We start from the raw sequence: 23,456 nt of genomic DNA, 5'->3' as shown, positions 1-23,456 counted from the left end.
CTGTTATGCACAGCGGACCCTTTGGAACGCCCTGTTCCGGCGCTCCTGGACACGAAAATCCGCATGCGCTGCAAAAGAACAGACATGCGGATGTAGAAAGCGTTCATCTTCCGGAAAGCTCCGGAAAAGTCCGCCCGGATTATTTCTGCTCCGCAGCGGGTTCGATGCGGACGGGGCTCTGAATATCAAACAGGCTCTTGCGCAACAGGTAGCCTCCGCGCTGGAGGACAAACGCGCTGGACGGGAACTTTTCCGCCAATTCACGGTAAAAGGCTCCCGCGGCGGCATTGTCCTTCTTCGCCCGGGCAATGTCCCCCAGGCACATGGTGGCAAAACCGGAAAAAGTGGGATCCCCCGCGTCCACCACGGAACGGAACAGGCCATCCGCCTCATCCGCCTTCCCGCGGTTCATCAGGCGGCATGCCAGGGTAACGGAAGCCTGGGCCTTCCATTCCTCCGTGGGAGCGGAATCAATAAAAGCTTTCATCCTGGCTACGCCTTCATCCTCCTTGCCGGCGTTCCACAGGGCGACCGCCTGAAGATAGGTGGCGGTGACGGCGGCGCGGGAATCGTCAAAATCCGCCACCACCTGCTGAAGCCCCTGTTCATTCAGGGAGATTTCCCCGGTAGCGGGGGATTCCGGCATGGCGGCCACCAGCGCGGCGCCTGCCTTTCTTTCCATGGAATCCTGCATGCCGTTGTAAATGATCCATCCGGCGGCTCCGAGAACGCACAGCAGCACGACCAGCGCAACCTTTCCGTAGTGTTCATCCAAAAACTGTTCATGCTTGGCCGGACCGACGGAGATTTCCGCAAACGCGCTTCCGTCGCCCATCGGCATGTTGTCCATGGCCCGTTTAATATCCTTGATATCCATAATATGTTGAAGAGGTTTCTATCGTGTTGTCCCGGCCAAATCAATCAGCTTTTTACTTATCTTCGCCATGTTCCAGAAGCTGGAGGGAATCCTTCAGGCCCAGGTTCCTGTAGATCTGCCGCGTGGCGCGGCTCTGGTTGAGCGTATAAAAATGAATGCCGTCCACGCCGGAATCCAGCAGCTCCGCACATTGGCTGGAGGCGTACTGGATGCCTACCTCCTGAACGGCGTCCGGATTGGAGCCGGCGCGTTTCAGCGCCTTGAGCAGCCGGGCCGGAAAACACGTGCCCCCGGAAAGCTCCGCCATGCGGTTCATGCCGGACAGGCTGGTTACGGGCATGATTCCGGCCAGAATGGGCACCTTGATGCCGGCCAGCAGGCAACGTTCCCGGTAATCCAGAAAAGAATGGTTGTCAAAAAACAACTGGGTGCAGATATAATCCGCGCCGGCATCCACCTTCGCTTTCAGAAAATCCATCTCGCGCAGGCGGTTGGGCGTGGACGGATGGCCTTCAGGGAAGCCGGCCACGCCTATGGCGAACCCGTCCGGATCAGGATGGCGTCCGGATTCGTTATATTCACGAATAAAAGCCACCAGTTCCGCCGCATGGCGGAAGGCATCCGCATCACGGTTGTAATTTTCCGTGCCGCGCGGGGGATCTCCCCGCAGGGCCAGAACGGCCCGCACCCCTGCCTGGGCGTACTGGTCCAGAATGCTCCATACTTCCTCCCGGCTATGGCCTACGCAAGTAAGGTGGGGCACCGTGGGAATGCGGGATTCATGCTGGATGCGCAGCACCACCTCCCGGGTAAGCTCACGGGTGGAGCCGCCCGCGCCGTACGTCACGCTGACAAAACTGGGATGGTACGGTTCCAGTTCACGAATGGTCTGGTACAGGGCCGCCGCAGCCTGCTCGTTCTTGGGCGGGAAAAATTCAAAGGACAGACTGGGGCCTGCGCCCGACTGCAATCTTTCTCTCAGATGCACTTTTTCTTTATTTGGCTTGGCTCTATCCGGACCCGCATTACGGCTCCATGGGAATCATCACCGGCTGGGGAGCCGACGCAGGAGCGGGAGCGGCAGACGGGGCCGCGCCGGGCTCGCCTTCTCCCATCATGTTTTCCTGCCAGCTTGCGGGCGGGACAATCACTTCATCCCCCGGCTTGATGGGCTCCTTGTCATTGTTGTCAAAAAGCGTGTTGCGCTTCACGTAGGACTGGAACACCTTCCCGTCCGGGTCAACTCCGTCGATAATCAGGGAGACAAAGATGCTTCCGCGCCTGCGGATGCCCAGTTCCTGCCCCACTTTCAGGTCAGGCTGGCCAATGGACTGGAACAGGACAAGGTTGGCGTCACGGTAGTATTCCGTCACGCGTCCCACCTGTTCGGCGTCCTTGATCTCATTGAGCCATTGCAGGCGGGGGTCTCCCTTTTCAATGCTCCGGCGTTCCAGCAGGGCGCGTTCCTCCTCCGCCATGGCGTGGCGCTTCTTCAAATCTTCATTCTCCTTCTTCATCCGTTCCAGCTCGGCCGTGGCATGGGCCAGCTCCTCGCTCACCACCGGGTCCGCCACGACTACCGGCTGAACGGCGGTGCCGGGCGTCTGGGTGGGCATGGGAAGGTAAGGAGAGGGATTGACGGCTGCCGGAGCGGGCACGGGGGCTATCTGCTGCTGTTGAATCACATCCATCCTTGAGGAAATGTTCACATAGATCATTCCCAGAACGGCCAGCACCACCACCAGGAACACCAGAATAAGGATGCGGAAATTGCTCATGTCGTCAAATGGTAGAGGGATTATTGAATAAAATTAGTAGGAATAGTTGAGATAGAACTGGAATTGTCCTCCGCGGTCGATGGCGTTGTTCTTCTGAATCGGAATGGCATAGTCCACCGCCAGAGGACCGATGGGCAGGTTCAGGCGCAGGCCGATCCCGTAGTCGGAAACGATCTTGGATGCGCTGAAGTCAAAGGCGTCCCCGTTGACGAAGCCGATGTCGTAGAACACGGCGACGCGCACTTCTTCAATCACCGGAATGGAATATTCAAACTGGCAGAAGAAGGAGGAACGGCCGCCCATCGTTTCATCACCGCTCAAAGCCGGATTGTACGGAGCCACGTCCCGGAAGCGGAAGCCGCGCATGTTGTACGGGCCGCCGAGGTAGAGGCGTTCAAAAATGGGTACGTCATGGTCGCCGTAGGAATCCACGGTGGCCGCACCGGCATTGATGCTGAAAATGGTGTCTCCGCGCAAGTTCCAGTAATAAGAGCCGTTGATGCCGAAGTTGTAAGTCTTCACATCGCCGCCCAGGCCGGAATAACCGGCCAGCACTTCAAACTTGCCGCCCTTGCGGGGGAAGATTTGCGCGTCACGGGTATCAATGGTGTAGGAAAGTTCCACGTGGCTGCGCAGGTAATCGCCGTCCTGCAGCCAGAAGAAGATGGGGGCGTTACCCTTGGCGTCAATCTGGTACTGTTCCAGGCGGTATTCCAGCTTCACGTAATCCAGTTCCCCGATCGGTTTGCGCAGGGAAACGGCAAAGCCGTAGTTCTGCTGGTCGTAATAGTCGGAGAAGTACGTGGAATTGCTGTAGAAGATTTCCGTGCCGAAGGCCAGCTTGCGGTGCAGGAACCACGGGTCCACCCAGGAGATGCTGGCATCCTGCGTTTCAAAACCCACGCGGGTATTGATGGCGAAGCGCTGGCCGCCGCCCACGAAGGAGGACCAGTCATACATGTCGAAGTTGGACTGGGTGATGCCCGCGAAGAGGTACACGCTTTCAATGGAGGAGAACGCCACGCCAATGTTCAGGGAACCGGTGCGTTTTTCCGCCACTTCAATGTTGATGTCACGGTAGCCGGGCCGCGTGGAACCCACCTGGGCCACGTCCACCATGTCAAAATAGTTCAGGTTCTGGAGACGCTTCTGGGCGGTATCCAGGTCCACGGAATTCATGGGGTCGTTGGACTGGAGGGGAAGTTCCTGGCGGATGACGTAATCCTTGGTGCGGTTGTTCCCGGTCAGGCGGATGTTGCCTACGCGGTAGGGGCTACCTTCCGTCACATGGTAAACAATGTTGATCTGCCCGTAGCCGGTCCTGGGATCAATGCCCACTTCCTGGATGTCCGGGCGCACGGCGGCGTCCGCATACCCGCGGGAGCCGTAATAACGGCGAATCATCGTCACGTCGTCGGCCACCTTCTGGGCGGAATAGGTATCCCCGTTGTACATGCTCAAGCCGGGAATCAGCTCCTGGGCCGTAAACACCTTGGTGGGGCCGAAGGCGACCTGATTGACCTTGTAGCGCCGCCCTTCGGTAAGCGTGATCCTCATCGTCAGCTTCTGCTCGTTGCCCTTGCCGGCGTCAAAGTATTCCACCTTGTCCAGCTTGACGCGCAGGTAGCCCTTGTTGCGGTAATAAGTCACCAGTTCCGCCAGATCATCCTCCAATTGCTCGCGGTCAATGCGGCCGGACTTGGTAATCCAGGTCAGCCAGCCCTTCTCCTTGGTCTTCATCACCTGGCGGAGGTCCTTGGCGCTGATGTGGTCGTTGCCTACAAAATCGATGTTGATGATATTGGCCTTCTTGCCTTCATTGATGTCAAAAACCACGTCCACAAAGCCGGGGCGCTCCGTCTTCTGGTAAAAATAGGAAACGCGCACATCCGGATACCGGGCTTCCTGATAATAGGTGCGCAGCTTGGAGATGGCGCTGCTGAGGGCCTTGTCGCTGAGGGCTTCCCCTCCCTTCAAGCCGCATTCCTCGGAAAGATCCCGGTTGTCGAACGCGGTGTTGCCGCGGAAGCCCACGCCGCCCAGCAGGTTCTGGGCCGCCATTTCAAACACCACGGTCACGCCGTCGCCGGAAGGTTCCACAGCCACCGTCGTATTGCCGCCTACCAGGCCGCTTTCCAGCAGCCGTTCCAAGTCCTTGTTCACCACTTCCGGGGAATAATTGGTGCCCGGCTGGGTAGCCAGCAGGTTTTTCAGGCGGTCTTCGGACACGGTCTTGCCGGTGCTTCTATAACGCACGGAGACGCTTTTCACGGGACGCCCCTCATACGCCTGGTCACCGGGCAGAAGCCCCGTTTCCGGACCGAGTTCCCGCACCACCTGTTCCGGGGTCATTACGGAACCGTAGCCGCCTCTGTTAAGGGAAGTCTTATCCTGGGCCAAAGCAGCCGAACATGCTATCAGGGGAAAGGAAACACACAAAAAAACGGGACGAATCATGAGAGCTGAACTTAATGCTTGGGATATAAAGGACTTTTCCGTCCGCATAGTCAAGACGTGATTCCGCGTAGAACGCAGTTGCCCTGCATTTCTTATGTTGCGCGCGCATGTGCGCCTGAGAAAGGCAATTGTGTCATTCCCGTGCAATAGCTTGCACTCCAGATACCCGCTCATTACATTTATTGCCGCTCGTGTTTTGACCGCTGCCGCCATACCGGAGCCGAGACAGAACCACTTTCAATTAACACTGACCGTATTATTTATGGAAATCAACGTTGATATTCAACCGGACTGCACAGCCACGCTGAAAGCTTCCATCCCCGCAGAAACCACGGCCGCGCGCCGCGCCTCTATTGTGGATTCCTACGCCGGCAAAGCCAAGCTGCCCGGCTTCCGCCCCGGCAAAACGCCCAAGTCCATCATTGAAAAACGTTTCAAGAAGGAAATTGAAGAAGAACTGCTGGACACTCTTTTTGAAACGGCCTGCTCCGCCGCTCTGGAAGAAAATCCCAAATTGAAAGTGCTCAACTTCGGCAAGCCGGAACAATCCCTCGACGACCAGGGAAATTACACCGCCACCAGCGCGATGACCGTGGTTCCCGAATTCGAACTGCCGGAATACAAGGGCATCGAAGTCAAGGTCCCCTCCTCCGAAGTGACGGAAGCGGACGTGGAGGAAGCCCTGAACTCCCTGGCCGAACAGATTGCGGAATTTACCCCCGTGGACCGCGCCGCGAAGAAGGATGACGTGGCGATCATTGATTTCAAGACCACCCTGGACGGCAAGCCCGTAGCGGAAGCCGCGGGCAAGCCCGTAGGCTTCCTGGAAGGCCGCGACGGCCAGTGGATGAAGGTGGAGGAAGACCAGTTCCTGCCCGGCTTCGCCTCCGCCCTGGAAGGCTTGAAGGCCGGCGACAGCAAGGATATCACCGTCACCATTCCGGATACCTTCCCGATTGCGGAACTGCGCGGCAAGGAACTCGTGTTCCACACCACCGTGAAGGAAGTGCGTGAAAAGCAGCTCCCGGCCATGGATGACGCCTTTGCGGAAAAGGTGCTTCCCGGCAAGAACCTGGAAGAACTGAAAACCGCCCTGAAGGAAAACCTGGCCCAGCGCAAGACCATGCAGATTGACGAAGCCAAGGCCGACCAGATCACGGAAAAGCTGGCGGACATGCTTGACTTCAACCTGCCGGAAGCCGTCGTGGAACGCGAAGTGTACGGCATCCTCCAGCAGAAGATGCAGCAGGCCATGTACAGCGGGAACGCCCCGGCGGACATGGACAAGTTTGTGGAGGAAGCCCGCGAAGAAGCCAGAAAGGAAGCCAAGCGCAACCTCAAGGTCTTCTTCATGCTCCAGGAAGTGGCCCAGGTGGAAAAAATCGCCGTCACGGAAATGGAACTCTACAATGAAGTGGCCCGCCAGGCCCGCCAGCAGAAAAAGAACCTCAAGTCCTACATCCGCGAACTTCAGCGCGAAGGCCGCGTGCATGGCATCAGAATGAGCCTGCTGACAGCCAAGGTTCTGGACTTCCTGACAAAAGAGGCCAAAGTAACGGTAGACGAGCAATAACCCTCCTCTGCACAAGACACCTTACCAGGGGGAGTTGGCGCGCACATGCCCGACTCCCCCGTTTTGCATCCTGCAGACGGGTAGCATACATTAAATAAAACAACATCCCATCTTCAACAAACATGTTTCAAGACCAATCTTCCAAATCAAGCCCCATGAACGCCTACTACGTCCCCATGGTGGTGGAGCAAGACGGCCGCGGCGAACGAGCCTTTGACATTTACTCCCGCCTCCTGAAGGACCGCGTCATCTTCATCGGTTCCGCCATTGACGACGATGTGGCGAACTCCGTGATTGCCCAGCTTCTGTTCCTCCAGATGGCCGACCCGAAAAAAGACATCCACGTGTACATCAACTCCCCCGGCGGCTCCGTCACCGCGGGCCTGGCGATTTACGACACGATGCAGTTCGTCTCCTGTGACGTGAACACGTACTGCCTGGGCATCGCCGCCTCCATGGGGTCCGTCCTTCTGGCGGCGGGCACGCCCGGCAAGCGCTTCTGCCTGCCGAACTCCCATGTGATGATCCACCAGGTTTCCGGCGGCGCCCAGGGCACCGCCTCCGACGTGGAACGCACCATCGGCTTCATGTTCAACCTCAAGAAGCGCCTCAACGGCATTCTGGCCAAGCACACCGGCAAAACGGAAAAGCAGATTGAAAAGGACGCCGACCGCGACAACTACATGACCGCTGAGGAAGCCGCGGCCTACGGCCTGGTGGACAAGGTGCTGACGCATCATTCCGACGGACGGGACGACAAGAAAAAGGCCAAGGCCTGACCCCTGCCTCCCCCATTTCTCTCTCCCTGAAAAACCATGTCCGGTTCCAACCCTCATATTCCTGCCTGTTCCTGCTGCGGCAAGCCCGGGAACAAGGTGGACAAGCTCATCCAGATAGCAGAAGACTTCTATATCTGCAACAATTGCGTTGAAATTTGCGTCAACATGATTGTGAAGGATACCGGCCTGCCGCTGGCGACCCGCTTCATCCGCGGCATTCTGAGCATGGAGCCCTCCGCCTATGCCATGTGCCAGGCGGAGGCCCGCAAGGCCGCTGCCGCGGATATGCTCAAGGAAACGCCGGGAGCCCCGGCCTCCTACGAAGGACCGCTGCCCACGCCGGAAGAAATGTGCGCCACGCTCAACCAGTACGTCATTGGCCAGGATTACGCCAAAAAAGTGCTCTCCGTAGCCGTGTACAACCACTACATGCGTCTGCGCCAGAGCGCCGTGATGCTGGAGGACGAATCCCTGGACGACGTGGAAATTGAAAAATCCAACATCCTGCTGGCCGGCCCTACCGGCTCCGGAAAAACCCTGCTGGCGAAAACGCTGGCGAAAATGCTCAACGTCCCCTTCTGCATTGTGGACGCCACCACGCTGACGGAAGCCGGCTACGTGGGGGAAGACGTGGAAAACATCATCCTGCGCCTTCTCCAGGCCGCGAACTTTGACGTAGCCAAGGCGGAACAGGGCATCATCTATGTGGATGAAATCGACAAGATCGGCCGCAAGACCCAGAACGTCTCCGTCACGCGGGACGTCTCCGGGGAAGGCGTGCAGCAGGCCCTGCTGAAAATCATTGAAGGCACCATCTGCAACGTTCCGCCCACCGGGGGCCGCAAACACCCGCAGCAGGAATACATCCGCGTCAACACGGAAAAAATCCTCTTCATCGTGGGCGGAGCCTTCGTCGGACTGGAAGACATCATCCGCAAACGCCTCGGCGCCACCCAGATGGGGTTCGGAGCCATCACGGAACAGCGCGACCGCAAGGAATACTCGGAAGAGGAAATCCTGGCCCAGGCGATGCCGGAAGACCTCTTCTCCTTCGGCATGATTCCGGAGCTCGTAGGACGCCTGCCCATCTTCTGCCCGCTCTCCAAGCTGGATGAAGGCCAGCTCGTCCGCCTGCTCACGGAACCTAAAAACGCCCTGGTCAAGCAATACTCCAAACTGCTCGCCATGTACGGCGCCAGGCTGGATGTGCAGCCGGACGCCCTGAAAGCCATGGCCGCGGAAGCCATGGAACGCGGCACGGGAGCCCGCGCCCTGCGTTCCATCTTTGAAACCCTCATGCTGGACGTCATGTACAAGGTGCCCAGCATGGAAGACGCGGACTCCGTCACCATCACCAGGGAAACGGTTACCGACAAAAAACCGGCGCAAATCCGCCAGGCCTCCTAACTCCCCCGCTTCTCCGCCATGCCGGAATCCCTCACCGTTCTGGGAATAGAATCCTCCTGTGATGAAACGGCGGTCGCCATCCTGCGTTCCGCCGGGGAGGAAAAAGCGCCGGAAATACTCTCCTCCATCATCTCCTCCCAGATCGCCATCCACCGCCGGCACGGCGGCGTGGTGCCGGAGCTGGCTTCCCGCAACCACTCGGCGGACCTTCCCGGAGTCATCCGGGCCGCGTGCCGTGAAGCCGGCGTGACCCCGGCGGACATCGATGTCTTCGGCGCCACGGGCGGCCCCGGCCTGGTAGCCGCCCTGCTGGTGGGCAACAGCACGGCCAAGGCGCTGGCGCTGGCGACGGGAAAGCCCTTCGTCTCCGTCAACCATCTGGAAGGCCATTTGCTCTCCCCCTTCCTTAAACGTCCCGGAGGCCCCGTTCCCCATCTGGGCATGGTCGTCTCCGGCGGCCATACCCTCTTTGTGGATGTGCGCGGCGTGGGGGACTACCGCCTCCTGGGCCGTTCCCTGGACGACGCCGCAGGGGAAGCCTTTGACAAGGTGGGAAAAATGCTCGGCCTCCCCTACCCCGGCGGCCCGGAAATCGACCGCATGGCGGCGCACGGCGACCCGCAGGCCTTCTCCTTCCCCCGCGCCCTGATGAAGGAGCACACGGCCAATGTCTCCTTCTCCGGCCTGAAAACGGCCGTTCTCTACACCCTCCCCAGGCTGACGGCAAGCGGCGACCCTCACGACCTGCCGGAACAGACCCTGCGCGATCTCTGCGCCTCCTTCCAGCGTGCCGTGACGGACGTACTGATTCACAAGGCGCTGCATGCCCTGCGCGTTTCCGGCCACCGCACCCTTTCCGTTTCCGGCGGCGTCTCCTGCAACGGGGAACTGCGCTCCCGCCTGAAAGCCGCCTGCGACCGTGAAAACGTGGAACTGGTCCTGCCGGACTTTGACCTGACGACGGACAATGCCGCCATGATCGCCTATGTCACCTGCCTTAAAGCCCGCAGGGGACTGTTCCACTCTCTGGATGAAGACGTTGACCCCAATCTCAAATTGACGGAGGATCTGAACAGATCCAAATATTCAACGCATTCCTGATAAAGATATTACACATGAACACCCCGTATTTGCGGCATAATGATAAAAAAATGTTCATGTTTTCATTGACATCCCGTATTTAAAAACGTAACATAGCGTCCGCTTTTCGTCAGGCAACACGGGAGGATGCTATTTATCCGCTAGAACCGCAGGTTTGGGCGGATTTACAACTCTCTAAGAGCAGCGAAAGGCGGAAGAAGTCTATGCTTCTGTAGCTCAGGGGTAGAGCGCATCCTTGGTAAGGATGAGGTCGCGGGTTCAATTCCCGCCAGAAGCTCCATCTTCAAGCTAGACCCATAGCAGCCCAAACCTAAACAAAACATTATGGCTAAAGAGCAATTCCAGCGCAACAAGCCCCACGTGAACGTGGGCACCATCGGTCACGTTGACCACGGCAAAACCTCCCTTACCGCCGCCATTACTTCAGTGCTCGCTAAGAAGGGTTTCGCCGAAGCACGCGGCTATGACCAGATCGACGCCGCTCCCGAAGAACGCGAACGCGGCATTACCATCTCCACGGCCCACGTTGAATACGAAACGGAAAACCGTCACTATGCCCACGTTGACTGCCCCGGACACGCCGACTATGTGAAGAACATGATCACCGGCGCTGCCCAGATGGACGGTGCCATCCTCGTGGTTGCCGCTTCCGACGGCCCGATGCCGCAGACCCGCGAACACATCCTCCTTGCCCGCCAGGTGGGCGTCCCCGCCATCGTCGTTTACATGAACAAGTGCGACCTGGTTGACGACCCCGACCTGATCGAACTCGTGGAAATGGAAATCCGCGAACTTCTCAACGAATACGAATTCCCGGGCGACGACACCCCCATCATCAAGGGTTCCGCCGTTAAGGCTCTGGAAGGCGACGCCGCCGCTGAAGACTCCATCATGGAACTCATGGCTGCCGTTGACTCCTACATCCCGCAGCCCGAACGCCCCGTGGACCAGCCCTTCCTCATGCCCGTGGAAGACGTGTTCTCCATCTCCGGCCGCGGCACCGTGGCTACCGGCCGTATCGAACGCGGCATCGTCAAGAAGATGGAAGAAGTCGAAATCATCGGCATCAAGGACACCCAGAAGACCGCCGTTACGGACATCGAAATGTTCCGCAAGCTGCTTGACGAAGGCCAGGCCGGTGACAACGTTGGCCTGCTCCTCCGCGGCCTGAAGAAGGAAGACATCGAACGCGGCCAGGTGATCATCAAGCCCGGCACCGTGAAGCCCCACAAGAACTTCAAGGCTGAAGTTTACGTCCTGACCAAGGAAGAAGGCGGCCGTCACACCCCGTTCTTCAACAACTACCGCCCGCAGTTCTACTTCCGCACGACGGACGTGACCGGCTGCTGCACCCTTCCCGAAGGCGTGGAAATGGTGATGCCCGGCGACAACGTCAACCTGGAAGTCCAGCTCATCACTCCGATCGCCATGGAAAAAGCCATGCGATTCGCTATCCGCGAAGGCGGCCGCACCGTGGGTGCCGGTCGTATCAGCGAAATCCTTGACTAAGTTCCCCTGGAACTTGTAGAGGAATCTACATAGGTTTAATGAGGGGGCCTCCCCCGCAGGCCCCCTCATTTCCCACGAAAGAAGAGACACCAACAGGTCAGTAGTTCAATTGGTAGAGCGTTGGTCTCCAAAACCAAAAGTTGGGGGTTCGAGTCCCTCCTGACCTGCCACTTCTTTCCAAATACATCACCCCACCTTGAAGCATGTTTCGCAAGATTTCTCAATTCATCGCCGAAGTTAAGGGCGAACTTAAGAAGACCACCTGGCCCTGGGAAAGCGATCCCAAGGTGAAAGGTTTTAAAAAATTCCGCGAACTCTGGGGTTCCACTCTCGTCGTACTGATTGCCATGGTCTTCCTTGGCGCGTTTGTTGCATCGTTCGACATCTTCCTTCACAGCGTGGTCAACTACCTCATCCAGTTGGCAATCTAGTTTTACTCCCACTTTCTTTCTCCGATCATGCCCAGTACCCCAGAGCCTCACGAACAATGGTATGTTCTTCACGTCCTCTCCGGACAGGAAAACAGCGTTCGTGACCGCATTATCCGCAAGGCGAAGGACGCCGAACTTTCCGACTTCATCTACCGGGTGGAAGTCCCCACGGAACTCATCTCCGAAGTGCGCAACGGCAAAAAGACGGAACGCCACAGCAAACTCTTCCCCGGGTACGTCTATGCCAACATGTACCTGCTGGAAGCGGACGGCACCCTGAACAAGGACCTCTGGTACTTCATCCAGCAGATTGACGGCGTCATTAGCATCGCCGGTTCCCGCAACGCTCCCCTGCCCATGCGCAAGCGCGAGGTGGAGGATCTTCTGCCCCTGCTGGACGCGGAAGCCGTCGCCGCCCGTCCCAAGGTGGAATTCGCCGTCGGCGATCCCGTGCGCGTCTGCGAAGGCCCGTTCCAGAGCCAGGAAGGCACCATCGAAGAAATCGACCCCGAAAAAGGCAAACTGCGCGTCAGCGTCTCCATCTTTGGCCGCGCCACTCCGGTGGACCTGGAATACTGGCAGGTGGAAAAAGCCTGAGCCCCATTCGCCGGCAGGCAGCAAGCTTCTCCCGTTCATTTTCTCCGCTAACAAAGCAAAACCATGGCAAAAGAAATAACCAAAATCATCAAGCTCCAGATCAATGCCGGAGCCGCTAACCCCTCCCCGCCCGTGGGTCCGGCACTTGGTCAGGCCGGTGTAAACATCATGGCATTCTGCAAGGAGTTCAACGCCGCCACGCAAAAGCAGGCCGGCGACCTCCTGCCGACCGTCATCACCGTTTACAAGGACAAATCATTCTCTTTCATCACCAAGCAGCCCCCGGGCAGCCTGCTTCTCAAGAAGGCCGCCGGCATCGCCTCCGGCTCCGGCGAACCGAACAAAAAGAAGGTCGCCACTCTTTCCAAGGCCAAGCTGATGGAAGTCGTCAACACCAAACTCCCGGACCTCAACACGAAAGACCCCGAACGCGCCGCCCGCATCCTTGCCGGCCAGGCCCGCCAGATGGGCATTGAAGTTGAAGGTATGTAACACTCACCGCAGGAGGATTAACCAATCCGAACGCACTGCCAAATACACACATGTCTACCAAACGCAGCAAGCGATATCAAGAAGCAGCCAAGCTTGTTACCCCTAACAAGAACTACAGCATCACGGAAGCCGTGGAAACCATGAAATCTTTCCCGGCCCCGAAATTTGACCCGACTGTCACCGTTTCCTTCCACCTGACCGTGGACCCCCGCAAATCCGACCAGATGGTCCGCGGCAGCGTCTCCCTGCCCAACGGCACGGGTAAGAACGTCCGCGTCCTCGTCTTCGCCCAGGGTGATGCCGCCAAGGCCGCCCAGGAAGCCGGAGCCGAATTCGTGGGTTTTGAAGACCTCATCAAGAAGGTCCAGGAAGGATTCGTCGACTTTGACACGGCCATTGCCACCCCCGACGCCATGACGGAGGTTCGCAAGGTTGCCCGTGTGCTGGGTCCGCGCGGCCTGATGCCCAACCCGAAAACCGGCACCGTTACGGATGATACGGCCAAGGCCGTGAAGGAAGTGAAGGCCGGCCGCGTTGACTACAAGGTTGACAAGAACGCCAACATCTCCGCCGCTGTAGGCAAGCTGTCCTTCTCCAACGAAGGCATCACTGAAAACATCGTTGCTCTGATTGATTCCGTCGTCAAGGCCCGCCCGGCTTCCGCCAAGGGCGCCTACATCGAATCCGTCACCGTTTCATGCGCCATGTGCCCCGGTCTGCCGGTTGACACCGCTTCCATCGCCAAACTGTAACCCGAACCGATTTAGCACACCATGAATCCTGACAAGCGTATCATCATTGACGACCTGACCGCCCGCGTCAACGCCTCCCCGTTCCTGATCGTCGTGGACTACACCTCGATCACCGTGCCTGAGTTCACCAACCTGCGTTCCGCCCTGGCCGCCTGCGGCGCCCAGTGCCACGTAGCCAAGAACAACTTCATGCGTACGGCCCTGACGGATGCAGGCCTTCCCGACATCGGGGAACACCTCGTCGGCCAGACCGCCTTCGTGACCGGCGCGTCCGACGTGGCCGCCGCCGCCAAGGCCATCAATACCTTTGCGAAGGCCTCCAAGAAGGCCGAATACAAGGTGGCGATCCTGGACGGAGCCATCCTCTCCGCGGACGACATCCGCGCCATCGGTGAACTGCCTCCCCGCGACCAGCTGCTTGCCAAGCTCCTTGGCACCATCAACGCGGCCGGCTCCGCTCTTGCCCGAGTTCTTCAGGCATATGTGGACAAAGAAAACGGCGGCAGCGAAGAACCCGCCGCCTAATACTAACCCCTTGACCGGACGGCCCGGTTGCACTCTAGCCAAATGTGTGAAAACCGGGCCCGACTCTCCTACAGGTTCCTTGTCGGAACTCCAGCCGGAGAACTGAAATGCCAAGTTGGCTCTTGGCGCGACTCGAAACCAAACTAGAAAACAATACAATGGCTGATATTAACAAAATCGCTGAAGAACTCGGTACCCTCACCATCCTGGAAGCTGCCGACCTCGTCAAGCTTCTAGAAGAAAAGTGGGGCGTTTCCGCCGCTGCTCCCGTAGCCGCCGCTGCCGCTGCCGCTCCTGCCGAAGCTGAAGAAGAAAAGACCGAATTCAACGTCGTTCTGACGGAAGCCGGCGCCAACAAGATCGCCGTGATTAAGGCCGTCCGCGAAGTGAAGACCGGTCTCGGCTTGGTGGACGCCAAGAAACTGGTTGAAGGCACCCCCGCCGTCATCCTGGAAGCCGTCTCCAAGGACGAAGCTAACGCCGCCAAAGCCAAGCTGGAAGAAGCTGGCGCCAAGGTGGACGTCAAGTAAGCTTTTTACTTCCCGCGCAACAGGAGAAGACCCGTTTTTCTCCTGTTGCGCTTCCTCGTCTTCACATCCCGCGTGACCGACTAGAGGCTTTTTACCCGTCAAAACGCTTCCAGTCGGTTCCGTCTCCCAAGGAAGGAACCAATCAACCCAGCATCCGGGTTTTCAGGATGCAAACCCATAACATCTCCGCCACAGCAGCCCATGTCAAAGCGACTCTACTTCGGGAATATCAAGGAAGTCATCGAACCTCCGAACCTTATTGAGATTCAACTTCAATCATACTTCGATTTTCTACAACAGGACACCCCGGCCGCGGCCAGGAAAAACATCGGGTTACACGGCGTTCTGAAGGAAATCTTTCCTATCAAGAGCTATGACGAAAACATTGAGCTCGACTTCGTCTCCTACGACATCGAACAGCCGAAGATGAGCGATTACGAGGCTATCCGCGCCGGGGAAACCTACAGCGCCGCCCTCCAGGTCACCTTCAAGCTCAAGTCCGACAACGAATCCAAGGAAGAAACGGTCTACATGGGTGAACTCCCCATGATGACCAACCGCGGCACCTTTGTAATCAACGGCGCCGAACGCGTCATCGTGTCCCAGCTCCACCGTTCTCCGGGCATCTGCTTTGAAAGCGCCCAGCACCTGAACGGCAAACTGCTCCACTCCTTCCGCATCATTCCGGACCGCGGCTCCTGGCTGGAAGTCCAGTTTGACACCAACGACCTGCTCTACGTCTACCTTGACCGCCGCCGCCGCCGCCGCAAGTTCCTTGCGACGACGTTCATGCGTTATCTGGGCTTCAAGACGGACCGCGACATCGTCAGCCAGTTCTACGACATCCGCACGCTTCCCCTGAGCGAAGACATGACGGAGGAAGACCTGCACAACCTCGTGGCCGTGGACACGATCAAGGACAAGGATCTCGTTCTTGCCAAGGCTTTCGAACAGCTCAACATGGGCGTGGTTCGCCAGCTCCTCCAGTTCGGCATCAAGGAAATCGACGTCATCGACCAGAGCGAGGACGACGTGCTGATCAAGACCCTGAAGAAGGATCCCGCCCATGACGAGGAATCCGCCCTCAAGGAAATCTACAAGCGCCTGCGTCCCGGCGATCCCGCCACGGCCGCCCAGGCCCGCACGCTGCTCAAGCGGCTCTTTGACGATCCCAAGAAATACGACCTCACCCGCGTGGGCCGCTACAAGATCAACCAGAAGCTCGGTCTGGACACCAGCCTGGACCAGCGCCTGATGACGGCGGAAGACTTCCTGGCCGCCCTCAAGTACCTCCTGCGCCTCAAGAAGGGCGAAGGCATGGTGGACGACATCGACCACCTGGGCAGCCGCCGCGTGCGCGCCGTGGGCGAACTCATGGCCAACCAGTGCCGCGTGGGCCTCGCCCGCACGGAACGCCTGGTGAAGGAACGCATGACCCTCATTGACCAGAACATTGAAGGCGTGACGCCCAGCAAGCTCATCAACCCGAAGGCCCTCAGCGCCGTCGTGCGCGACTTCTTCGGCCGTTCCCAGCTCTCCCAGTTCATGGACCAGATCAACCCCCTTGCGGAACTGACGCACAAGCGCCGCCTCTCCGCCCTGGGGCCCGGCGGCCTGAACCGCGACCGCGCCGGATTCGAAGTGCGAGACGTGCATCCCTCCCACTACGGCCGTATCTGCCCGATTGAAACGCCGGAAGGCCCCAACATCGGTCTGATCAACTCCATGTGCACCTACGCCCGCATCAATGAATTCGGATTCATTGAAACGCCCTACCGCAAGGTGGAAAATGGCCGGGTCACCAACACCATCGAATACGTCACCGCCGATCAGGAAGAAGGCTATCTCATCGCCCAGGCCAATAACCCGCTGGACGAACAGGGCAACTTCACGACCTCCCGCGTAACCGCCCGTGAAAAAGGCGAATTCATCGAAGTGGATCCGGCAGACGTGCATTACATGGACGTTTCTCCCAAGCAGCTCGTTTCCATCGCCGCCGGTCTTATCCCCTTCCTGGAACATGACGATGCCAACCGCGCCCTGATGGGCTCCAACATGCAGCGCCAGGGCGTGCCTCTGATGGTAGCGGAATCTCCATACGTGGGAACCGGCATCGAAGGAAAGTGCGCCAGGGACTCCCGTTCCGTCGTTCTGGCGGAAGCGGACGGCATCGTGGCCTCCGCCACGGCTGAAGTCATCATCACCACGAAAGACGGGGAACTGCCCGTGCGTCCGGAAGTATTCCTGTCCGATCCCGACAGTGTGCGCACGGACCGCGACAATGGCGTTTACGTCTATCCCCTGCGCAAGTTCATGCGTTCCAATGCCGGAACCTGCATCAACCAGCGTCCGATCGTGCGCCGCGGCGACAAAATCAAAACCGGCGACGTGCTGGCGGACGGCCCGAACACGGACCAGGGCGAACTGGCTCTCGGCCGCAATGTTCTGGTGGCCTATATGCCGTGGAACGGTTACAACTTCGAAGACGCTATTGTTATCTCCGAAAAAACCGTGAAGGAAGACACCTTCACTTCCATTCATATCTCCGAGTTTGAAGTTCAGGCCCGTGACACCAAGCTGGGTCCGGAAGAAATCACCCGTGATATCCCGAACGCCGGTGATGAAGCCCTGAAAAACCTGGATCATGACGGCGTCATCCGCATCGGCGCGGAAGTGAAGCCCGGCGACATCCTCGTCGGCAAAATCACCCCCAAATCGGAAACGGAACTGGCTCCGGAAGAACGTCTCCTCCGCGCCATTTTCGGTGAAAAGGCCGCAGAAGTGAAAGATACCTCACTCCGTGTCCCCTCCGGCTGCACCGGCATCGTGATGGATGTGCGCATTTCTTCCACAGGCTCCGGCCACCACCGCGGCGACCTCGTCGTAGACAGCGCGGAAAAGAAAAAGCAGTTCAAGAAAATCAACGACGAACATAAAAAGAAGAAGGAGCAGCTCATTGACCAGTTGACCAAGAAGCTCTCCGATATTCTTCTGGGTGAAAAAATCCCGCTGGACGTCGTCAATGAACAGACCGGTGAAATCATCATCCCGGCCAACAGGAAAATCACCAAGACCCTGTTGCGTAAACTGGCCCTGGTTCACGACCACATCGAAATCGAACCCAGCCCGATTCGCAACAAGATTCTGGAAATCATCACTTCGTTTGAAGGCCGCTTTACGGAACTGGATGACGAACGGGAACACAGGCTGGATCAGATGGAATCCGGGGACGAATCCGAACCCGGCGGACTGAAGGAAGTTAAAGTATATATCGCCGCCAAGCGCAAGCTCGGCGTGGGTGACAAGATGGCCGGTCGCCACGGCAACAAAGGCGTCGTTGCCAAAATCGTCCCGGAACAGGATATGCCCTTCCTCGCGGACGGTACTCCGGTGGATATCGTTCTGAACCCCTTGGGCGTGCCTTCCCGAATGAATGTGGGGCAGGTGCTTGAAGCCCACCTCGGCATCGCTGCCAGGGCCCTTGGCTTCAAGGTGGCTACCCCGGTGTTCGACGGGATCAGTGAAGAAACCATCTGGAATTACATGTCCGAAGCCAAGAAGGTGGACGGTTTCACCTGGATCGGTGACGGCAAGGACGGCACCGTGGGAGGGAAGAGTACCCTTTATGACGGCCTGACCGGCGAACCTTTCCATAACCCGGTGGTGGTAGGCCAGACCTACATGCTCAAACTGAACCACCTGGTGGCGGACAAGATTCACGCCCGCGCCGTGGGTCCGTACAGCCTGGTCACGCAGCAGCCTCTGGGCGGCAAGGCCCAATACGGCGGTCAGCGTTTCGGGGAAATGGAAGTGTGGGCGCTGGAAGCCTATGGCGCCGCCTATACCCTCCAGGAACTTCTCACCGTCAAGTCCGACGACGTTCAGGGCCGTACCCGCATTTACGAATCCATCGTGAAGGGGGATAATACCCTGGAAGCCGGAACTCCGGAATCTTTCAACGTTCTGATGAAGGAAATGCAGTCCCTGGGGCTGAACGTACGCCCCGGCAGCAAGGATGAACAACCCTCCCTGCAACTCGGCGGCACGGATCTCACTCCCGTGGACGGCATGACGGAAGGCTTTGACAGCGACGACATGGCCGGCCTGGCGGACGTCGACTTCTCCGACCTCAAATTCTAATATCCACCGCATTCCGCCCCCGTGCCGCAAAACGCGGGGGCGGGCACCAAACATCCTTTAAACTTTCAATATATGTCTGACACCCCCACCATCAGGGAAATGCACGGCCTGAGCGACAAGCCCCGGACCTTTGACCAGGTTGCCATCACCGTGGCGGATCCGGATACCATCCGCAGCTGGTCATTCGGTGAAGTCGTCAACCCGGAAACCATCAACTACCGCACGTTCAAGCCGGAAAAAGGCGGCCTGTTCTGCGAACGCATCTTCGGGCCCACCCGAGACATGGAATGCGCCTGCGGCAAGTACAAGCGCATCAAGCATAAGGGCATCACCTGCGACCGCTGCGGCGTGGAAGTAACCAACGCGCGCGTGCGCCGCGAACGAATGGGCCATATTGAACTGGCCGTTCCGGTTTCCCATATCTGGTTTTACAAATGCATGCCCAGCCGCATTGGCCTTATGCTGGACATGACAGCCCGCCATTTGGAACGCGTGATTTACTATGAAGACTACATCGTGGTAGATCCCGGCAGTACCCCTCTGGAAAAGGGGGCCATCCTGACGGAAGAAGAATTCCGCAATGCGGAAGACGAATACGGCTATGACAGCTTTGAAGCCGGCATGGGCGCGGAAGCCATCCAGAAAATGCTGGCGGCCATTGATCTGCCCACCCTCGTCGCGGATCTTCAGGAACAGCTGGACAATACCAACTCCAAACAGAACAAGCGCAAGATTGCCAAGCGTCTGAAACTGGCCCAGGGGTTCCTTCAGTCCAACACGCGCCCGGAATGGATGATTTTGAACGTTCTGCCCGTCATTCCTCCGGACCTGCGCCCGCTGGTTCCCCTGGAAGGCGGCCGTTTCGCAACGTCTGACCTGAATGACCTGTACCGCCGCGTCATCAACCGCAACAACCGCCTGAAAACCCTCCTGAGCCTCAAAACTCCGGAAGTCATCATCCGTAATGAAAAACGCATGCTTCAGGAAGCCGTGGATGCCCTGTTTGACAACGGCCGCCACGGTCGTGCCGTCACCGGCGCCGGCAACCGCCCCCTCAAATCCCTCTCCGACATGCTGAAGGGCAAGGGAGGCCGTTTCCGCCAGAACCTGCTCGGCAAGCGCGTGGACTACTCCGGCCGCTCCGTTATCGTTATCGGTCCGGAATTGAAACTCAACCAGTGCGGTCTTCCCAAGAAGATGGCGCTCATTCTGTTTGAGCCCTTCATCATCCACCGTCTGAAAGAGCTGGGCTACGTGCACACGGTGCGCTCCGCCAAGAAGCTCATTGACCGCAAGACGCCGGAGGTGTGGGATATCCTGGAAGAAGTGACCAAGGGCCACCCGGTCATGCTCAACCGCGCGCCCACCCTGCACCGCCTCTCCATCCAGGCTTTTGAACCGGTTCTGATTGAAGGCTCCGCCATCCGTCTGCACCCGCTCGTCTGTAATGCGTACAACGCGGACTTCGACGGCGACCAGATGGCTGTGCACGTGCCTCTGTCCGTGGAAGCGCAGATGGAAGCCCGCCAGCTCATGCTGGCGCCCAATAATATTTTCTCGCCTGCCTCCGGCAAGCCCATTGCCACACCCACGCAGGACATCATTCTGGGCGCGTACTTCCTGACACACACCCGTGCTGCGGAAGTACAGAACAATCAGGATAATCATCACCATCTTCCCCTCTTCGAATCCATCGACGAGGTGGAATACGCCATTGCCGCCCGCAAGATCGGCTACCATGACTGGATCCGCCTGCACAACCCGGACTACGGCAAGAAGCCTTCCGAAGTGGTGTATGGGGATGTCACCAAGAAGGTTATCATCACTACTGCCGGACGCGTGCGTTTCAATGAAATCTGGCCCCGGGAACTCGGTTACATTAACCGTAACGTAGGCAAGAAACAGATGGGCGACATTATCTGGCGCTGCTACCAGACCGTCGGCAAGGAACGTACCGTGCAGACCCTGGACGCCCTGAAAAACCTGGGCTTCAAGGAAGCAACCCGTTCCGGCTGCTCCATCGGCATCGTGGACATGGTGGTTCCCTCCCAGAAAAAGACGGAAATTGAAAAAGCCTATGCAGAACTGGACAAGGTGACCCGCCAGTATAAGAACGGTATCATCACGGATGGGGAACGCTATCAGAAGGTGGTGGACATCTGGACTCAGACTACGGATGTCATCCAGGCGGCTCTGTACCGCAAGCTGGAACACAACGAAGGCTCCAAGATGGCCAGCCCGCTCTTCATGATGGTGGACTCCGGCGCCCGAGGCAACAAGGCGCAGATCAAGCAGCTCTCCGGCATGCGCGGTTTGATGGCGAAACCCAGCGGCGAAATTATCGAACGCCCCATCACGGCCAACTTCCGTGAAGGCCTTTCCGTGCTGGAATACTTCATCTCCACCCACGGCGCTCGCAAGGGTCTGGCGGATACCGCCCTGAAAACGGCGGACTCCGGCTACATGACCCGCAAACTCGTGGACGTGGCCCAGGATGTCATCGTCCATGCGGAAGACTGCGGCACCAGCAACGGCATCACCGTTCACGCCATTTATGACGGCGACGAAGAAGTGGCGTCCCTTGCCTCCCGTATCTACGGCCGGACTTCCTGCGAACGCATCGTTGACCCCGTCAGCGGCGAGGTTATCGTGGACATCAACGACCTCATTAACGAAAAGCAGGCGGAACAACTGGAAAAAATCGGCATTGAACGGCTGAAAATCCGTTCCGTGCTCACCTGCGAACTCAAGAAAGGCTGCTGCGCCAAGTGCTACGGCCTGAACCTGGCCACCGGACAGGAAGTGAAGATCGGGGAAGCGGTCGGCATTATTGCCGCCCAGTCCATCGGCGAACCCGGCACGCAGCTCACCATGCGTACGTTCCACGTGGGCGGAACGGCCACCACGGCGTTCAAGCAGCCCATTGTGAAAGCCAAGAACGACGGCCGCGTCATCTACACGGAAGATCTCCGCACGGTGGAAAACGCAGACGGCAACTTCGTCGTCCTGAATAAAAACTGCTCCGTCCGCATCGAAAACGAACAGGGCCGCGAACTGGAATCCTACCAGCCCGTCATCGGCACCATCCTGTACGTGCCCAACGGCGGCGCTATCAAGAAGGATGAAACCCTCGCCACCTGGGATCCGTACAACGTGCCCGTGATTGCAGAAAAGGGCGGCATCGTCGAATTCAAGGATATGATCGTCGGCATCACCGTTTCCAAGGAAACGGACCGGGAAACCGGCGCCTCCTCTCTTGTCGTGATGGAACACAAGCAGGAACTTCACCCGCAGGTGGTCATCCGCGATGCCAAGACCCGTGAAGTTCTGGCTCATCATGCCATTCCCGCAGGCGCCAACCTCACCGTGAAGGACGGGGAAACCATCTCCGCCGGCACGATGGTGGCCAAGACGCCCCGCAAGGTAGCCAAGACGAAGGACATCACCGGCGGTCTGCCCCGCGTGGCGGAATTGTTCGAAGCCCGCAAGCCCAAGGACGCCTGCACCATTGCACGCGTGGAGGGCATTGTGCGCCTCAGCAGCAAGAATACCTCCCGCGGCAAGAAGGTCATTACCATTGAAACACCCACGGGCGAACTGGTGGATCATCTGGTTCCGATGAACAAGCACGTTATCGTTCATGAAGACGACCATGTGCATCTGGGCGACCAGCTTACGGAAGGCCCCGTCTCTCCGGAAGAAATTCTGGATGTCTGCGGCAAGGAACGCCTTCAGGAACACCTCGTCAACGAAGTTCAGGAAGTGTACCGCCTCCAGGGTGTGGAAATCAACGACAAGCATGTGGAAATCATCGTGCGCCAGATGCTTCGCAAGGTAGTCATCACGGAACCCGGCAATACCGAATTCCTGTGGGGAGACCAGGTGGACAAGACTACGTTCGACCGCATCAATGAACAAACCGTAGCCCAGGGAGGCCAACCGGCCGCAGCCAAGCCCGTTCTGCTCGGCATCACGAAGGCCTCCCTGGAAACGGAATCCTTCATTTCCGCGGCATCCTTCCAGGATACCACGCGCGTTCTGACGGAAGCATCCACCCTCGGCAAGACCGATACGCTGGAAGGCTTCAAGGAAAACGTCATCATGGGCCACCTCATTCCCGCCGGCACCGGATTCTCCCGTTACAGCAAGATTGAAGTGGAACCCGCAGAGGGCGCAGAAGAAATCGCGTCGGCCAGCGAAGAAGAGGAAGCGGCGGAACTTGCCGAAAACATGTTGAACGATACCATCAACTTCGACAACGAACGCTAACCTGTTCTCTCCACCCACACTTCAAGGGCCGCTCCCCGTTTCCGGGGGGCGGTCTTTTTTATGTCTTCTCCGCGTTATTTCACGAAAAGAGGAAAAGCGGATTGAAAATTCGGCGATGATTCCAATATTGGCCCATGCAATATAAAATTTGATATTTTATATTCAAAATGAAAGTCTTATAGTATGCCTCCCCTTGCTTCAAGGGGGGAGGTAAATGAAAAGGTGAAAATCCCATTTTA

17 protein-coding genes and 2 tRNA genes are annotated in these 23,456 nt (G+C 58.1%); 15 read left to right on the top strand and 4 right to left on the bottom strand.

The annotated features are described in order from the left end of the window. Nucleotides 1-139: 139 nt before the first annotated feature. The 4 genes from J5W70_RS06045 to bamA are packed head-to-tail and all read right to left on the bottom strand — an operon-like array spanning nt 140 to nt 5,007. Entirely contained in the window at nt 140-877 is a 738-nt protein-coding gene (locus tag J5W70_RS06045; protein ID WP_022396939.1) for a tetratricopeptide repeat protein, read from the bottom strand. A gap of 52 nt (nt 878-929) precedes the next feature. After that, nucleotides 930-1,865, bottom strand: a complete 936-nt coding sequence (gene metF, locus J5W70_RS06040; protein WP_022396940.1) for a methylenetetrahydrofolate reductase [NAD(P)H] — start codon at nt 1,863-1,865, stop codon at nt 930-932. Between the two features lie 37 nt (nt 1,866-1,902). Continuing rightward, entirely contained in the window at nt 1,903-2,655 is a 753-nt protein-coding gene (locus J5W70_RS06035; protein ID WP_022396941.1) for a hypothetical protein, read from the bottom strand. A 33-nt stretch (nt 2,656-2,688) separates the two neighbouring features. After that, the gene (bamA, locus tag J5W70_RS06030) at nt 2,689-5,007 is read right to left on the bottom strand and encodes an outer membrane protein assembly factor BamA (RefSeq protein ID WP_180971103.1); all 2,319 of its coding nucleotides are present in this window, start codon (nt 5,005-5,007) and stop codon (nt 2,689-2,691) included. Nucleotides 5,008-5,374: 367 nt separating this feature from the next. On the opposite strand from bamA, the gene tig reads away from it, so the two are divergent. The 15 genes from tig to rpoC all read left to right on the top strand — a co-directional run bounded on the left by tig (nt 5,375) and on the right by rpoC (nt 23,217). Continuing rightward, nucleotides 5,375-6,685 carry a trigger factor gene (gene tig / locus J5W70_RS06025; protein ID WP_022396943.1) on the top strand — a complete coding sequence of 437 codons (1,311 nt, stop codon included), beginning with the start codon at nt 5,375-5,377 and terminating at the stop codon, nt 6,683-6,685. 122 nt (nt 6,686-6,807) lie between these two features. Continuing rightward, nucleotides 6,808-7,464 (top strand): ATP-dependent Clp protease proteolytic subunit, encoded by a 657-nt coding sequence (locus tag J5W70_RS06020; RefSeq protein ID WP_102731544.1) that lies wholly within the window; start codon nt 6,808-6,810, stop codon nt 7,462-7,464. 36 nt (nt 7,465-7,500) lie between these two features. Further along, complete coding sequence (gene clpX / locus J5W70_RS06015; RefSeq protein WP_022396945.1) at nt 7,501-8,871, top strand: ATP-dependent Clp protease ATP-binding subunit ClpX; 1,371 nt, start codon at nt 7,501-7,503, stop codon at nt 8,869-8,871. Nucleotides 8,872-8,889: 18 nt separating this feature from the next. Next, entirely contained in the window at nt 8,890-9,972 is a 1,083-nt protein-coding gene (gene tsaD / locus J5W70_RS06010; protein ID WP_022396946.1) for a tRNA (adenosine(37)-N6)-threonylcarbamoyltransferase complex transferase subunit TsaD, read from the top strand. Between the two features lie 205 nt (nt 9,973-10,177). Beyond that, nucleotides 10,178-10,252 (top strand) — tRNA-Thr (locus J5W70_RS06005). A 44-nt stretch (nt 10,253-10,296) separates the two neighbouring features. Continuing rightward, the gene (gene tuf, locus J5W70_RS06000; protein ID WP_022396947.1) at nt 10,297-11,481 is read left to right on the top strand and encodes an elongation factor Tu; all 1,185 of its coding nucleotides are present in this window, start codon (nt 10,297-10,299) and stop codon (nt 11,479-11,481) included. Nucleotides 11,482-11,575: 94 nt separating this feature from the next. Next, nucleotides 11,576-11,651: transfer RNA gene (locus J5W70_RS05995), tRNA-Trp, on the top strand. A 33-nt stretch (nt 11,652-11,684) separates the two neighbouring features. Beyond that, nucleotides 11,685-11,912, top strand: a complete 228-nt coding sequence (locus J5W70_RS05990; protein WP_012420088.1) for a preprotein translocase subunit SecE — start codon at nt 11,685-11,687, stop codon at nt 11,910-11,912. Between the two features lie 27 nt (nt 11,913-11,939). Continuing rightward, complete coding sequence (nusG, locus tag J5W70_RS05985; protein ID WP_012420087.1) at nt 11,940-12,509, top strand: transcription termination/antitermination protein NusG; 570 nt, start codon at nt 11,940-11,942, stop codon at nt 12,507-12,509. A 63-nt stretch (nt 12,510-12,572) separates the two neighbouring features. Next, entirely contained in the window at nt 12,573-13,001 is a 429-nt protein-coding gene (gene rplK, locus J5W70_RS05980; RefSeq protein ID WP_022396948.1) for a 50S ribosomal protein L11, read from the top strand. Nucleotides 13,002-13,051: 50 nt separating this feature from the next. Continuing rightward, nucleotides 13,052-13,753 carry a 50S ribosomal protein L1 gene (gene rplA / locus J5W70_RS05975; protein ID WP_022396949.1) on the top strand — a complete coding sequence of 234 codons (702 nt, stop codon included), beginning with the start codon at nt 13,052-13,054 and terminating at the stop codon, nt 13,751-13,753. 21 nt (nt 13,754-13,774) lie between these two features. Next, nucleotides 13,775-14,278, top strand: coding sequence for a 50S ribosomal protein L10 (gene rplJ, locus J5W70_RS05970; RefSeq protein WP_022396950.1), 504 nt, complete (start codon nt 13,775-13,777; stop codon nt 14,276-14,278). 158 nt (nt 14,279-14,436) lie between these two features. Further along, entirely contained in the window at nt 14,437-14,808 is a 372-nt protein-coding gene (gene rplL / locus J5W70_RS05965; protein WP_022396951.1) for a 50S ribosomal protein L7/L12, read from the top strand. A gap of 201 nt (nt 14,809-15,009) precedes the next feature. After that, the gene (rpoB, locus tag J5W70_RS05960) at nt 15,010-18,948 is read left to right on the top strand and encodes a DNA-directed RNA polymerase subunit beta (protein ID WP_215833051.1); all 3,939 of its coding nucleotides are present in this window, start codon (nt 15,010-15,012) and stop codon (nt 18,946-18,948) included. Nucleotides 18,949-19,020: 72 nt separating this feature from the next. Then, a complete protein-coding gene (gene rpoC / locus J5W70_RS05955) occupies nt 19,021-23,217 on the top strand; it encodes a DNA-directed RNA polymerase subunit beta' (protein WP_022397931.1) in 4,197 nt (1,398 codons plus the stop codon). Nucleotides 23,218-23,456: the final 239 nt, after the last annotated feature.

Source organism: Akkermansia massiliensis (genome assembly GCF_018847375.1).
In the GTDB taxonomy this organism is placed as follows: domain Bacteria; phylum Verrucomicrobiota; class Verrucomicrobiia; order Verrucomicrobiales; family Akkermansiaceae; genus Akkermansia; species Akkermansia massiliensis.
Note: the sequence above shows the minus strand (reverse complement) of the source record. Positions and strands in the feature narration are given on the sequence as shown.